Origin of the sequence: Xanthomonas sp. WHRI 1810A, assembly GCF_040202885.1 — a bacterium.
In the GTDB taxonomy this organism is placed as follows: domain Bacteria; phylum Pseudomonadota; class Gammaproteobacteria; order Pseudomonadales; family Pseudomonadaceae; genus Aquipseudomonas.
This window is the reverse complement of sequence record NZ_JBEGED010000007.1, coordinates 13726-28815: the sequence shown is the minus strand read 5'-3', so window position 1 is coordinate 28815 and position 15090 is coordinate 13726. Positions and strand designations below refer to the sequence as shown.

Here is a 15090-nt window from a genome sequence, read left to right as displayed (position 1 = left end):
ACTGGCAACATCGCGCCTTTTTTTGCGCACACAGCCCGGCAAGCCAGCACCGAATCAGTGCTGCGATCGAGGCCCGTTTGAGCGAAAAGACAGCAGAACACATGAGGACCCGACATGGCTGAGGCCACGCCCGCACTGGAAATCCGCAACCTGTACAAGCGCTACGGCGAACTCGAGGTGCTCAAGGGCGTTTCGCTCAAAGCGCGAGACGGTGACGTGATCTCTATTCTAGGCTCGTCAGGCTCCGGCAAGTCGACGCTGCTGCGCTGCATCAATCTGCTGGAAAATCCCCATCAGGGTGAGATTCTGGTGGCAGGCGAAGCCCTCAAGCTCAAAGCAGCGCGCAACGGCGAGCTGATTGCCGCCGACACCAAACAGATCAACCGTCTGCGCAGCGAAATCGGCTTTGTGTTTCAGAACTTCAACCTTTGGCCCCACATGAGTGTGCTCGACAACATCATCGAGGCGCCGCGCCGTGTGCTGGGCCAGAGCAAGGCCGAGGCCATCGAAGCGGCCGAAGCGTTGCTGGCCAAAGTCGGCATCGGTGACAAGCGACACGTCTATCCGGCACAGTTGTCGGGCGGTCAGCAACAACGCGCCGCCATCGCCCGAACGCTGGCGATGCGGCCCAAGGTCATTCTCTTTGATGAGCCGACCTCGGCGCTTGATCCGGAGATGGTTCAGGAAGTGCTGGGCGTGATCCGCGCACTGGCCGAAGAAGGCCGAACGATGTTACTGGTGACCCACGAAATGAGCTTCGCGCGGCAGGTGTCGAGCGAAGTGGTGTTTCTGCATCAAGGCTTGATAGAGGAACAAGGATCGCCGCAGCAGGTCTTTGAAGACCCGCAGTCGGCGCGCTGCAAACAATTCATGTCCAGCAATCGTTAACGGAGCAACACCCATGCAGATCCTCAGACACCTGTTGCTGGCCGCAGCCACGACGCTGGCATTGGCCTCCAGCGCCTTCGCTGCCGAAACCCTGAAAATGGGGGTCGAGGGCGCATACCCTCCCTTCAACAACAAAGACTCCAGCGGGCAGGTCGTGGGCTTCGACGTCGAGATCGGCCAGGCCCTGTGCGCCAAAATGAAAGTCGAGTGCGAAATCGTGACGTCTGACTGGGATGGCATCATCCCGGCCCTGAACGCCGGGAAATTCGACTTCATCATTTCTTCGATGTCGATCTCCGATGAACGCAAGGCCGCCGTCGACTTCACCGAACCGTACTACTCGAACAAACTGCAATTCATCGCGCCGAAAAGCGCCGACATCAAAGGCCACTCGGTCGACGAACTGAAAGCCTCCTTGAACGGTAAAACCATCGGCGCCCAACGCGCCACCTTGTCCGGCACCTGGCTGGAAGACAACTGGGGCAGCGACGTGACCGTCAAGCTGTACGATACCCAGGAAAACGCCTACCTGGACCTCACCTCCGGCCGACTCGACGCCATCCTTTCCGACAAATACGTCAGCTACGAATGGCTGAAAAGCGAAGCGGGCACGGCTTACGAGTTCAAAGGCAACCCGGTCTACGACAACGACAAGATCGGCATGGCGGTCAGAACCGGTGATCCACTGCGCGCGAAACTGAATCTGGCGCTCAAGGAAATCATCGAAGACGGCACCTACAAAAAGATCAACGACAAGTATTTCCCTTTCAGCATTCTCTGATCCGTCCGACAGGCGCTGCTGCCGTTTCTTATAAGGAACGCAGCAGCGCCCGTCCCTGAAACAAGCCCTGCCATGAATTTTGATCTTTACGGATTCGGCCCCGCACTCGCTGCCGGTGTGCTGATGACCGTCCAACTCGCGCTCTCGGCCCTGTGCCTGGGGCTGGTCCTCGGCCTGTTGGGCGCCTTGGCGAAAACTTCCTCTTATCGAGCGCTCAACTGGCTCGGCGGCGGCTACTCGACCCTGGTGCGTGGCATCCCGGAACTGCTGTGGGTGTTGTTGATTTACTTCGGCACCGTTAACGCCGTGCGGGCCATTGGCACCGCCGTCGGCCTGCCCGGCCTGGAAATCAGCGCTTTCTCCGCAGGCGTTATCGCCTTGGGGTTGTGCTTTGGCGCTTACGCTACCGAGGTCTTTCGCGGCGCGATGCTGTCGATCCCCAAAGGCCATCGTGAAGCAGGGCTTGCGCTGGGCATGTCGCGCTCACGGATCTTCATCAAGCTGATCATGCCGCAGATGTGGCGCATCGCCCTGCCGGGCCTGGGCAATCTGTTCATGATCCTGATGAAAGACACCGCGCTGGTGTCTGTCATCGGCCTGGAAGAAATCATGCGCCATTCGCAGATCGCGGTGACCGCCACCAAGCAGCCCTTCACCTTCTATATGGTCGCTGCGCTCATGTATCTGGGCCTGACGGTGCTGGCGATGACCAGCATGCACTTTCTCGAACAGCGTGCGGCCCGAGGCTTTGCAAGGAGCGCCTCGTGAACTGGGACGTGATCATCAAATGGCTGCCGAAACTGGCGCAAGGCGCGACCCTGACCCTTGAGCTGGTCGCCGTGGCGGTCATCGCCGGTTTGCTGCTGGCCATCCCGCTGGGCATCGCCCGCGCCTCGCGCAATCCCTACATTCGCACGCTGCCTTACGGCTACATTTTCTTCTTTCGCGGCACGCCGTTATTGGTGCAGCTGTTCCTCGTCTATTACGGGCTCGCGCAATTCGACGCCGTGCGACAAGGCCCGCTGTGGCCCTATCTGCGTGATCCGTTTTTCTGCGCAGCGCTGACCATGACGTTGCACACCGCGGCCTACATCGCGGAAATCCTGCGCGGCGCGATTCAAGCCGTCCCGGTGGGCGAAGTCGAAGCCGCCCGCGCGCTGGGCATGTCCAGGGCCAAGGCGCTGATCTACATCGTGCTGCCGCGTGCCGCGCGGATTGGCCTGCCGGCCTACAGCAACGAAGTGATCCTGATGCTCAAAGCCAGTGCCCTCGCGAGCACCGTCACTCTGCTTGAACTCACCGGCATGGCGCGCACGATCATCGCCCGAACGTATCTGCCGGTTGAGATTTTCTTCGCGGCCGGCATGCTCTACCTGCTCATGTCGTTCGTGCTGGTGCAGGGCTTCAAACTGCTGGAGAAAGTGCTGCGCGTGGATCAGTGCCAAGGGCGGTAGGGACTGCGTCAGCGGCCACAGCCTGCGATTGCCCCCGACCTCGCGCCCGCTTACCCTGACTCACCGTCCCCGGCGTCCTTGCTCATGCCCGCCATCCCGATCCTGCAAACACGTGACCTGCGGGCCCGCTTTGAGGCGCTTGATCGCTTTCTGCTCGATCACCAAACCTTGTGGCGCCCCAGGCCGTTCACCCACCGGGAGCTGCCGTGGGAGAGCACCCACCCCGAACTCGCCCGCTGGTTGCGCAGCCGCACCTTGGCCGAAGCGGATGCGGCGCATAACCAGCCCGAACAGCTCAATGCGCCCTCACCCTTTGCTGATATCGCCGCCGAGTCCGTGGCCCTGAGTGCCGTCGGCAAGCTTCCTGTCGTGGAGATACCGCCCGTTTCATCGCGCATGGCGGTCGACGTGCCCGGCCGCAAATGGCAGCAAATCGAAGCCTTCGCCAGTGCCCTGAGTTTTGAAACATCGCCTGGGCACTGGCTCGATTGGTGCGCTGGTAAAGGCCATCTGGGTCGTCGCCTGGCGCACAGCGGTCAAGCGCTGACCTGCCTCGAATACGACCCGCACCTGGTCGAAGCGGGCCGCCAGCTCAGCGCCCACCTGCACCTCAACGCCGAACACATTGAACAGGACGTCATGGCTCCCGGCGCTGCCGCGCGCCTGTTGGCTCACCACGCCCCCGTCGCCCTGCACGCCTGCGGTGATCTTCACGTGCGGCTGATGCAAGTGGCCAGCGACGCCGACTGCCAACACATGGCCATCGCGCCCTGCTGCTACAACCGCACAGCCGCGCAACGCTTTCAGGCGGTGTCTGCCGAGGGCCAAGCCTCAACGCTTGAGCTGTCCATCGACGACCTCGGCCTGCCGCTCAGCGAAACCGTCACCGCCGGCGCCCGCGTGCGTCGCCAGCGTGACACCTCCATGGCCCGGCGCCTGGCCTTCGACCTGCTGCAGCGACAAGTTCGGGGCCTGGATCAATACCTGCCCACGCCTTCGCTGCCCGTGGCCTGGCTGGACAAACCCTTCACCGACTACCTGCGCGACCTTGCCGCACTGAAGGGCATCGCTGTAACAGGCGATCAAGACTGGCCCGCCCTGGAAGCCGCAGGCTGGCAACGACTCGCCGAAGTCCGCAACCTGGAGCTGGTGCGAAACCTGTTCCGCCGCCCGCTGGAACTGCGGCTCATCCTCGACCGCGCGCTGTATCTGGAAGCGCGTGGTTACAGCGTACGCATCGGCACCTTCTGCGAGCCCCAGATCACCCCACGTAACTTGATGATTCTCGCCGAACGCTTCCCATGACTTGTGGCACGCTGCCCTGTGGATAAGTCTGTTGACGCAATATTGGCCAACGCATGAAAACCGCAGCATGCAGACCATTTCGGCCATTGATCAATTTTTGTACAGCGTTTTAAGTCAAGCAAATTCAGTAGCTTGCGAACCAATGAGAACCGTTTCACAAATGACACTGCGTGTTATAGGGGCTTTACGCCGCTTGTGAATAAGCTTCAGAGCGTTTCGGCATAAAGAGGTCAAAAAACTGAAATTAAGGCTTTACTCAAGAATCCAAATCCCTATAATCAGCGCCCATCACGCCGGTATAGCTCAGTTGGTAGAGCAACTGACTTGTAATCAGTAGGTCCCGGGTTCGACTCCTGGTGCCGGCACCAAGATTTAGCGAGAGAGGCTCACCGAAAGGTGGGCCTTTTTTGTTTGCGCCCGATTAATGCGTCCATATCTCGTCCACACAGGGCAGCCCAAGACCGTAGGAGCGCGCTTGCCCGCGAAAGCATTCTCGGCCACACCACCGCACTACATCCCCACACAAAAAGTCCCAAATCCCGTAGGACGGTTCTGAAATTAAACGATATCCTCCCGGCCGCTTGAACGCGCCAGATCCGGCGACTACCTTGCCCTGTGTCGTTGCGAACAACGACCGGGTTTAGTCGCCCGAACACGTCAGGCGCGTAACGCCCCATAACCTGAGCCGCTGTCATCGATATCGGCTCTATCTGTTTATGGTGGCTGTACGAGGGGCACCTTCGGGTGCGCCGGGTGCCTGACTTCCCGGTCGACTAACCCGCGTACAGCCGCCACCTATTCGTTTAGTCGCGAACGGTGTCGGTCTCATCCAAGTCAGGAGAGACACCATGATCAGATCCACTCCCCACCCGCCCGAAACGCCCGCCCCACAACCGACCTGCGCCAACGCCAACCTCGGTAATCTGAGCCTGTTCTCGGTCAAGCCTGGCGTCAGAGTTGAAGACGCCCTGCTCACTGCCTCCGAATACCTCGCCTGCGCCGCAGCCACCGCGTACGAAGTCGCAGATAACAGCGCGTTGGAGTTCCGCCCATTGGCCCGGTCGGTGGTGCATCAACTAAATGCTGCGAGAGCGCTGATAGAGGTGTCGATTGCCAAAGTGAGTAGTTCACCTTTGTAGCTGGCTCCGGCGATCTATCTGCTTGGCCATTTCTTCGCGCCAACCTGCGCCCTCTCTTTCCTCCAGGAACAGACGGGCGCTCCTATCACCGCTGCAGCCCAAATCGATTAATGCTTTGCGGCATTCCCCCTCAGGCGCTGGCACCGAGATAATCCATGGACCTGGCGGCAGCAAAAACACCTCGTATGGTTTCTAAATTTGCACCTAAATCAACGCACCCAGCCGACGCGATATTGCTATCTGCTAACCTTTCAGTTAGTCGCTATCCGCCTCGGTAAAACTTGGCGCTTCGATAGGGTGGACACACGCTAAGTTGATAGCGAACATTGATTAAGGTTCGGAACAACCAATACTGAATGTCCTGTTTGCGTGGATGCTCACAATGTAGGCGTCCCTTCACTCAGGAGGTTTTGGTTCCGGCAGGCAATCGGCACGCACCGAGAGTGGGAAATCACCAACTTAGCTCCGCCCCTTCCACTCGGCCTTGAGATGCCGGACCCTGCTATCTCAGGGTCTTGCTATTGCTTCCAAGCGAAGCTAATGTGCCATCACTGGCATTTCCCTTCGCACCCGTTTGCGCACAGACCACTGGGTAGAACGGATTCTAATGGCCTGCAAAGGAGAGCTTAAATGTCACCATGATGCTCAGAAATAATACAATTGCCAGGTCGACTAAACCGCAGGAACAACGATAAACCGAAATCGCTTAAGAAAGGACGCTGCAATGCGAGTGACCAAGATCAAAGTTCAAAATTTCAGAATTCTTAAGGATTTAACAGTCGATTTAGAAAAGAATCTGTCCCTAATAATTGGAAAAAACAACTGTGGTAAAACATCATTCCTGCTTTGCTTAGAGAAATTCATAGGCAGTAGTGCACCAAAAAACAACTTTACCTTTGAAGACCTAAATAGCGAAGCAAAAGACCACATACTTAAGGTAGTGCATGACGAGCGCCCCAACGATCAAGCTTTGGGCATCTCCCTACAAATATTCATTGAGTACGATGAGCATGATGACCTAGGAAATATCGGCGACAAAGTCATTATGGATCTTGACCCGGACAACAAGTTTGTAGTTCTGACTTTCGATTACAAAGTTACACCCGAAGATATTCAAAGTATTGCTGCAGACTATAGAAAAGTTAAAGCAAAAAAGGTTGACGAGGGAAAAACCCCAAAAACCCTTTTTGACTACATGAAAGAAAATCACGCACGTTATTTTTCTATAACTAGACGAAGTGTGCGATATGACATCACGACAAAAGATATCGACATAAATGATTTTGTTGACTTGGATGCCGAAGGGATAAAAATCTCCAAACTAATAAATTTCAAATGGATCAGTGCACGCCGAAATGTGTCCAATAAAGATACTGACAACTCGCTCTCAATGCTATCTGCAAAGATATACAAGAAGCTGGAAGCAACTAACCCTAACGAAAGTATTGTAGAAGAATTTAAAGACACTCTAACAGATACAGACACTCAGCTAAATATAGTGTATGAAAAAATCTTCAAGGACGTTATAGACGACGTAAAAAAATTCGGCGGGGTAAGCCAGAATGATTCCGTCATCAAAATTGTGTCATCCCTTCAACATCGTGATTTACTGGAGGAAAACACTACTGTGATGTACGGCCTAGGGGCTGGCGAACATAACTTACCGGAAAATTACAACGGCCTAGGATATCTTAACCTTATAAGCATGATATTTGAAATAAAGCTTAAACTTCATGACTTTCACAAGGATGTCAATGAAACACCTTCAGACATAAACATTTTATTCATTGAAGAACCTGAAGCGCACACCCACCCACAACTTCAACGAATTTTCATAAAAAACATCAAATCTCTCCTCAGGCCGGGAATTAAAAGAGATGATGGTACTACTCGGGGCTTACAAACAATATTAAGTACCCACTCGTCCTACATCGTGTCAGAGAGCGACTTTGAAGATATAAAATATTTCAAAAAATCAGATGACTGTGTGACCTCTAAAAATTTAAAAGACCTGAAAGACTACTACGAAGACGGGCAGCACTACACTTTCCTTAAGCAATACCTAACTATACATAGATCAGAGTTATTTTTTGCAGACAAGACCATTTTCATCGAAGGAGACACCGAGCGCGTCTTGCTCCCTGCGATGATGATGAAGGTTGACCAGGAAGATGTTATTAAAGACCTGCGTACCGGCTCAAAAAGCCCCATACCGCTTCTGTCGCAAAACATATCGATGATTGAGGTTGGGGCATACTCACATATTTTTGAAAAATTTGTTAACTTCATTGGAGTACGCTCACTCATCATTACTGATATTGATGCCGCAAATGAGAATCCAGTACTCGACGACAATAACGTCGCAAAAACAAACGCGGACGGAACATTAAAGACTGAGCTAAAAAAGTGTAAAGTAGAGCATGGGACTTCCACTACAAACGCGTCTCTAAACTTCTTTTTTAACAACAAAAGCTTAGCTTTCTATACTGGACTCTCTTATAACGATAAGATACTCACAAAGGACAGCAACTCTAAATGGATTCAACAAGAAGGTGGCGACCTATTTTGTGCATATCAAACCTTGGAGAAGGATTCAACGGGTGCAGATTATCATGCGAGAAGCTTTGAGGACTCTTTCTTCCATATAAACAGAGCGTTCATAAAAGACTTAGCTTTTGACCAGCATTCAAAGTTCATAGGAAATACAAAATTTCCATCGCTTGTCCAGATTCACTTGAAGGATTTTGCTAACTCCAAGACAGACGCTTACACTTGCGCAACGAAAGCTGTGGGCAGCAAACCCTCCTTCGCTATGGAAATCCTGCTTAATAGCACAATCACTCCAACTACGGTTATTGACATTGAAAGTGGTAAGGATATTACCGTCGATGTTGAGTTCTCTAATTGGTCTACTCCTGCATATATCAAGGAGGCATTGACATGGCTGAAGCAAGAATAAATCTAGAGCCGGAAGTACAGGAAATTTTCAAGCACATCGACAACGGGGAAAACTTTTTACTTAGCGGAGGTGCGGGAAGCGGAAAGACTTATTCGTTAGTGCACGTCATTAAACAAGTCCTACGCGAGCATCCTTGTAGCAAAGTGGCATGTATGACTTATACAAATGCGGCAGTGGCAGAAGTCAATAGCAGAATTACAGACTCTCGTTTAAATGTCGGCACCATACATGAATTTCTTTGGGACTTAATTCGCCCATTTAAAATTGAGCTAATGTGGTCGTTAATAGCATCGTTGAGAAGCCATGACCCGGACTCAATAAAAAATCCGGATGAGAATTTCGATCCTCACACTTTGCTCGGCCTAGAGATTCAATATAAAGAATATACATTAGTCAGAGAAGCCATAATTTCCCACGACGAAGTTCTAATACTCGCTCGCGCTATGTTTAAGTCCCATCCAAAACTTTGTGATATAGCGAAAGATAGATACAAATTTATATTTATCGATGAATACCAAGACACTTCCGAAGCGGTTGTCGAGATATTTTTGGAGCATTTCTTTCAGGGCGTAAAAAGAAACATTGTCGGTTTTTTTGGGGACGCCATGCAATCAATATATCCAGATGGCGTGGGCAACCTAAACAAATATATCGCTCTTAAAAGAGTCTTTGAAGTTCAAAAAACCCAAAACAGACGAAACCCTCGTTTAATTTATGAATTGGCAAACCGATTGAGGACTGATGGACTCGAGCAGCAAGCATCACTTGATGACACCGCTCCAAATATGCTGAATGGCAAAGTCATAGATGGAGAAGTGAGATTTATTTATAGTGAAGGAGAAGACGATAAATTAACAAAAGTTAAAGAGGCCCTAGGCTGGAACTTTAACGATAGCAGAGAGAACAAAGAACTAAACTTAACTCATAACTTAATTGCACCCAAAGCGGGCTTCCCAGAGCTAATGCTCATATATGACGGAGACAAGGTACTAGAGTATCGCGACCGCATCAAAAAATATATCAAAGCCAATAACATATCTGACGACTTCTCAACATACACATTTGGAGAAGTGATTCAGCATCTGCTGGATAATTATCCAGTCGACGCAAAAAAAATAAATCCGACGCCCGCGATGCAAATTTTCATTGCCGAAAATCCTGAGCTTTTCATACGAGGGAAGGAGGAGAACTATGGGATTTTCCGCCGAATATACTTAACCAAAGATGCGTTAATAGATGATAAAAAAGATAACCCCGATGGATCAGTGAAATCAGGTAGCAAAAGAGATGCCCTGATAAAGCACTTATTCAAGATACAAGATATCTTAAGCCTCTATGATAGACAAAAATACAACGAGTTCTTGAAGCGTACCGAATTCAAAATAAGAACTATAGGCGACAAACGAAAACTTAAACTCATTATTGATCAGCTTCGCAACATGTCCACCTCTGACATTGGATCTGTAATCGATAAAGCGGACGAATTAGGCATCTGTAAGAAAGATGATAAATTAGCAATTTTCATTACCAAAAACAGCTATGTATATGACCGGGTTGTGAAAGTAAAATTTATTGAATTCCAAAAGCTCTATTCTTATCTCGAAGGATACACTCCGTTTTCTACCCAGCACAAAATCAAAGGCGCAGAGTTTGATAATGTTCTTGTGATTTTAGACAATGGCAACTGGTCAAGCTATAACTTCGATTACATATTTAAAGGAGAAGGTACCGCTTCTGTAATAGAGCGTACAAAAAAACTTTTTTACGTCTGCACCACCAGATCAAAAAAATGTTTGGCCATATATTACAAAAATCCAAATAGCACAGCTATTGCCACGGCGATAAAATGGTTTGGTGAGGATGCTGTAAAACCTATCACCTAACGCCCACTTTTCTTACTACCGGAGGTTGCTTAGCTTTTATTACCAAACGTCCCATTTGGTATATGAGGACTGGTCATTGTTTGCAACAGTCAATCCGCGTGATCTTTTCACTAGGATTGACGGATTAATGCACAAGGCCAGTTTCCTTCATAAGGATAGTTTTAGAGATAAAAACTCGACCTCTGAAACCAAATTATTTCAAACCTATTACCTGCCGATTTTTTCGACTCCTGATGCCGCACCAAGATTTAGCGAGAGGCTCACCGAAAGGTGAGCCTTTTTTGTTTTCATTGGATTTGTTCATGCCGACGTCTCCCACGGCTCTTTGTAGGAGTGAGCTTGCTCGCGAAGCGTCCACCAAGCCGCCCCTGATTTCCACTTGATACAGCCCCTCCTACACAAACAGAACCACTTCCCCGTAGGACGCTTCTGAAGTTAATCGATATGCTCGCCGCCGTATTGCGACGCCTCGCGCCACGGAATAGGCTCCTCCCGCCGCTACCGACCGCGGCCGGTTTTGACAGACCGTTCAATCGAGGCGCAGCAATCGCCAGGCAACCAGCCGCGTTCGCATCCGCAGCTGGTGTCGCTACGGTGGCTGTACGCGGGGCACATTCGTGTGCGCCGGGTTCCTTGATTCCCGGTCTGTCAACCCGTGTACAGCTGCCACCCATACTGATTGACAGCAGAGGGTGGCAGCGAAATCAATCAGGGAGATTCCGCATGATCAGATCCACCCCGCCGCCGCACCCAACCAATCCCCACCCAATCCCCCAACACCCAACACCATTCTCCGTAAACCCCAACGTCAGCGTCGAGCACGCACTGCTAACCGCCTCCGACTACCTGGCCTGCGCAGCGGCCACCGCTTACGAAGTGGCGGACAACAGCACGCTGGAATTCCGGCCGCTGGCGCGTTCGGTGGTGCATCAGCTGGATGCCGCGCGGGCGTTGGTTGAGGCTTCGCTGGCGGCGCTGGATCGCTCGGTGGATGTGGGTAACAAGGCGTAGGCAAAGGGCAATTTGTCTCCCTATGAACTGCCGGGCGTCTAAGACGAAATCTGGTGTGTAGGACACGTCGGACATACTGGCCAGGTGATAAGTGGTTAAAGTGTGTCCAATTCCCCGCAGTGGGGGAACAAGGGGTTTGCTTTGTTTGGGTTACGAAAGCTTCACTGGAAACGTGGTCTCAGAAAGCACGGCTGCAAGATTGGCGGGGGGCCGGCGTCCCTTGGCACTAAAACGGAGCTGGTGCTGGAGGAAGATGTCGCTCTCGGCAGACTCGATGTGGAATCGAAAAAGCTCATGATCGGGGCGCACACCTACATCCGGAGCGGCGGCCAACTGTCTTTTGTGTCCTCCATCGGGCGTTTCTGTTCAATCAGCTCTGATGTGCTGATCGGCCAGAGTCGCAATACCCATCCCACCAACTGGGTCAGCAGCCACCCTTTTCAGTACACCGACTCCCCGCTGCGTTATGTCAGCCAAAGCAGCACCACGATCATTGGTCATGACGTGTGGATCGGCCGTGGCGCTCTCATTTTCGAAGGTGTGTCCGTTGGCACTGGGGCGATCATCGCTGCGCAATCGGTGGTCACCAAGCATGTGCCGCCGTACGCCATCGTCGCGGGCATCCCCGCCCGGGTCGTACGTTTTCGGCATCCGCCTGAGTTGATCGAACGGTTGTTGAAGAGCCAGTGGTGGCAGCTGGACGTAGAGGCGATGAAGCAGCGTCCAATGGATTCGCCAGAGGCCTTTCTGGACAGTCTTGAGGCGTCAGACTGCAAGCTGGCCAGCTACTCAAAGCTGTTCGTGACGCAGCGAGGCTGCTATGACAATCGCAGCTTCACGCACAGTTATCCTGTCCAGGAAATCAGAGTCGCCCCCTGATTTCCCTCGCCACCCCGTTTGGCCCCCCGTCAAAGCAGCCGTTCGTCCTGAAAGCGAACCGCCGCCGTCGCATCACTCAAGTAATCAAAGACGCTTCCGATAAATCGAATATGGAGCAGTTCCTGAGCCCGTTTTGTGGCCACCGCCGGAAGGATGAACTTTGCCGAGACACCGTCTCTGCACTGTCCGGATATTGGCCGCGATCCGATGCCTCGGAGAGGGCCGTCACTACGCCCTTTGGAGCCTGAGCCATGCTAGAAACGCTGTCGAATATGAAACGTGACCTTGAAGAAACTGCCGCCCATTTCGAGAAGCTGTCAGTGGTCATGGCAGGCCACCTGCTCTTTTCAATCCACAGGCAATCAAGCCGGGGCCAAGAAGACATCAGCCAAAACATCGATGCGATTGAGTCCTCGGTGGAACGGTTGAGATCGGCTGCCGCAAGAATTTGCTGATGTGACTGCCCTCCGCTGCGTCTGGCCATTTGCTAACGCAGCGACTACCCCACCAAGCCATTCCCCATTTTCCCGACACCCCCAGCAACCACCTCCCGCCCGACTTCCACGTTCCCCACCCGCCCAAGATGTTATCTTCTCAACCCACCCCCCAGCCCAACGGAATCCTCATGACTGTCGTCAGCCTTGTCCGGGCCTTACCGAAGGATCCCGCCAACCCTGCGCATGTGCTCGGTTGGGCGGTGGTGCGCAACACGCCCTGGCGCTTTGTCGATATTTTCGCCTCCAAGGACCTGGCCGACGCCCAGGCCGCCCAACTGGGGGCGGGTTACGAATCCAGGTATGGCTCTCACAAACCCGGCACCAGCGAGTTCACGACCTCATGAATACCGATTCAGAAGAAGTTACCCCACAAAACAGGCTCGACCAGATCAAGCTGCATAAAAACATTCGGACCCCCATCGACAGATTGCTGCGCTCGCTGGAAGCGGCGAACACGCGCGAAGAGGTTGAAAGCGAAGGCGAGATGCAGATCAGCTTCATCCACGATCTGGAGTCCGACAAGCGCGTGCGCAAGGGCGATATCGAAACGCTTTACATCATTTTCGACGACGCGGTGCAGGCGCGATTGGAAAGCTTTCCTCCCAAGGCATAAAAGCGGCGCGCGATAAGTCAGGCACTCTGCGGGGTGAGCGAGGTCTGCTTTGAAGACCCTGCTCCGGCCCGCAAACCGGCGCAGCAGGTCCCCTCTCCTTTGCCCAACGGACCTGCCCATGATTATCGTGCATCACCTGAACAACTCCCGCTCGCAACGTATTCTCTGGCTGCTTGAAGAGCTGGGCGTACCGTATGAAGTGAAGCGCTATGCCCGCGACGCCAAGACCAATCTGGCGCCGCCGGAATTGAAAGCCATCAACCCGCTGGGCAAGTCTCCGGTCATTCAGGACGGGCCGCACACGCTGATCGAGTCCGGCGCTATCGTCGATTACCTGATCCGGCGTCACGGTGACGGCGCCCTGCAACCCGATCCTGCCACGGCCACCTATGACGAGTACGTGCAATGGCTGCATTTTGCCGAAGGCTCGGCCATGCTGCCGCTGATGCTCAACCTGTACGTCGGTCGCCTGGGCGATGCCGGCGCGCCGCTGCGTCCGCGCATCGACAGTGAGCTGAAAAACTACCTGGGCTACCTCGACAACGCCCTGAGCCAGTTTGATTACCTACTGGGTGACGAGCTGAGCGGCGCGGACGTGCAGATGAGCTTTATTGGTGAAATCGCCAATCAACAAGGCTTGCTGGCGGACTACCCCAACCTGAAGGCCTGGACCCAGCGCTTCCAGCAGCGTCCGGCCTATCAGGCCGCGATGAAAAAGGGCGGCGAGTACAACCTGGCTGGCTGATTGATCCAGGATCGTCCATTGCGTATCAGTGCGGTGGACGATTGATTTCATATCCCTCCTGTATCACTCAAATGAGCAGCTAAACTGCCACCAGCATTCTTCTTGGGTTTCGTTGCCATGAGTCGTCTCACCGGTTTTTTTCGCAGTGCCGGACCGCTATCGCTTGTTTTCTCCACCACCCTGTTTCTGCTGCTGAGTGGGCCTTTGGCCAAGGCTGCGCCCGCTCACACCGTCGATTTGTACCTGGCTGAGGCACCGCCACTGAGCATGGCCAGCCAGGGCGACCGGCATGGCATCGTGGGCGAAGTGGCACTGAGGGCAGCCGCACTGACGGGGTATCAGGTCAACCTGATCAGCCTGCCATGGCTACGCGCGCAAAAAGAGGTGCAGATCGGCCCGGATCGGCTGATTGTGCCGCTGTCTCGTACCCCCTCGCGCGAAAGCGATTACACGTGGATTGCGCCGATCATGAGCATGGACCGGGCGTTCTTTACGCTGGACCAGCGGGTTGAAACGTTCGAGCAGGCTAAGAAAGCGTATGGCTTGATCGCGGTAGGAATGGGCAGTGCGCAGGAGCAGAAACTGCGTGATGAAGGCTTTCGCGACGACCAGATCTATCCGCTGAAGATCGGCGACAACCCGGCTCAGATGTTGCTGCGGGGGCGGGTCGATGCCTGGTTCAACGGCGTGCCGGAAAGCCAGTACATCTGGCGGCAATTGTCGGACCGGCCGTTGAAAATGAGCCCGCCGTTGATGACCGCCGAGCTGTACCTGGCGTGCTCGAAATCCTGCGATCAAGCCGTGGTCAGCTCAATGGGCAAGGCTGTGGAAGGGTTACGGATGGATGGCACGATCCAGCGGATCGCCAAGGACTACCTGAACGGACTGGCTGCGCCGGCCCAATGAGCGCCGCCCCCTGTTCACAGAAGGCGGCGG

At 53.5% G+C, this 15090-nt stretch carries 15 protein-coding genes and 1 tRNA gene; all 16 read left to right on the top strand.

All coding sequences use genetic code 11. From position 1 onward, the window contains the following. Nucleotides 1-114: 114 nt before the first annotated feature. A complete protein-coding gene (locus ABQX22_RS12035) occupies nucleotides 115-888 on the top strand; it encodes an ABC transporter ATP-binding protein (protein ID WP_349799724.1) in 774 nt (257 codons plus the stop codon). 13 nt (nucleotides 889-901) lie between these two features. Continuing rightward, nucleotides 902-1669, top strand: coding sequence for an ABC transporter substrate-binding protein (locus tag ABQX22_RS12030; protein ID WP_349799722.1), 768 nt, complete (start codon nucleotides 902-904; stop codon nucleotides 1667-1669). A 72-nt stretch (nucleotides 1670-1741) separates the two neighbouring features. Then, on the top strand, nucleotides 1742-2437 hold the full coding sequence (locus ABQX22_RS12025) for an ABC transporter permease (RefSeq protein WP_349799720.1): 696 nt from the start codon (nucleotides 1742-1744) through the stop codon (nucleotides 2435-2437). After that, a complete protein-coding gene (locus ABQX22_RS12020) occupies nucleotides 2434-3123 on the top strand; it encodes an ABC transporter permease (protein ID WP_349799718.1) in 690 nt (229 codons plus the stop codon). The genes ABQX22_RS12025 and ABQX22_RS12020 overlap by 4 nt, the downstream gene beginning before the upstream one ends. An 84-nt stretch (nucleotides 3124-3207) precedes the next feature. Then, nucleotides 3208-4428: a methyltransferase gene (locus ABQX22_RS12015; protein ID WP_349799716.1), complete on the top strand. Its 1221-nt coding sequence runs from the start codon at nucleotides 3208-3210 to the stop codon at nucleotides 4426-4428. A gap of 292 nt (nucleotides 4429-4720) precedes the next feature. Beyond that, a tRNA-Thr gene (locus ABQX22_RS12010) sits at nucleotides 4721-4796 on the top strand. 480 nt (nucleotides 4797-5276) lie between these two features. Beyond that, nucleotides 5277-5567, top strand: a complete 291-nt coding sequence (locus ABQX22_RS12005) for a DUF6124 family protein (RefSeq protein WP_349799714.1) — start codon at nucleotides 5277-5279, stop codon at nucleotides 5565-5567. Nucleotides 5568-6297: 730 nt separating this feature from the next. Next, entirely contained in the window at nucleotides 6298-8526 is a 2229-nt protein-coding gene (locus tag ABQX22_RS12000) for an ATP-dependent nuclease (protein ID WP_349799712.1), read from the top strand. Then, nucleotides 8508-10409 (top strand): UvrD-helicase domain-containing protein, encoded by a 1902-nt coding sequence (locus tag ABQX22_RS11995; RefSeq protein WP_349799711.1) that lies wholly within the window; start codon nucleotides 8508-8510, stop codon nucleotides 10407-10409. The genes ABQX22_RS12000 and ABQX22_RS11995 overlap by 19 nt, the downstream gene beginning before the upstream one ends. Nucleotides 10410-11132: 723 nt before the next feature. After that, a complete protein-coding gene (locus ABQX22_RS11990) occupies nucleotides 11133-11420 on the top strand; it encodes a DUF6124 family protein (RefSeq protein ID WP_349799709.1) in 288 nt (95 codons plus the stop codon). 102 nt (nucleotides 11421-11522) lie between these two features. After that, nucleotides 11523-12299 carry a CatB-related O-acetyltransferase gene (locus tag ABQX22_RS11985; protein ID WP_349799708.1) on the top strand — a complete coding sequence of 259 codons (777 nt, stop codon included), beginning with the start codon at nucleotides 11523-11525 and terminating at the stop codon, nucleotides 12297-12299. Nucleotides 12300-12550: 251 nt separating this feature from the next. Further along, a complete protein-coding gene (locus tag ABQX22_RS11980; protein WP_349799706.1) occupies nucleotides 12551-12754 on the top strand; it encodes a hypothetical protein in 204 nt (67 codons plus the stop codon). A gap of 170 nt (nucleotides 12755-12924) precedes the next feature. Beyond that, the gene (locus ABQX22_RS11975) at nucleotides 12925-13140 is read left to right on the top strand and encodes a hypothetical protein (protein WP_349799704.1); all 216 of its coding nucleotides are present in this window, start codon (nucleotides 12925-12927) and stop codon (nucleotides 13138-13140) included. After that, the gene (locus ABQX22_RS11970) at nucleotides 13137-13409 is read left to right on the top strand and encodes a hypothetical protein (protein ID WP_349799702.1); all 273 of its coding nucleotides are present in this window, start codon (nucleotides 13137-13139) and stop codon (nucleotides 13407-13409) included. The genes ABQX22_RS11975 and ABQX22_RS11970 overlap by 4 nt, the downstream gene beginning before the upstream one ends. Before the next feature lie 118 nt (nucleotides 13410-13527). After that, entirely contained in the window at nucleotides 13528-14154 is a 627-nt protein-coding gene (locus ABQX22_RS11965; RefSeq protein WP_349799700.1) for a glutathione S-transferase family protein, read from the top strand. A gap of 117 nt (nucleotides 14155-14271) precedes the next feature. After that, the gene (locus ABQX22_RS11960) at nucleotides 14272-15060 is read left to right on the top strand and encodes a substrate-binding periplasmic protein (protein ID WP_349799698.1); all 789 of its coding nucleotides are present in this window, start codon (nucleotides 14272-14274) and stop codon (nucleotides 15058-15060) included. The last annotated feature ends 30 nt before the right edge of the window (nucleotides 15061-15090 follow it).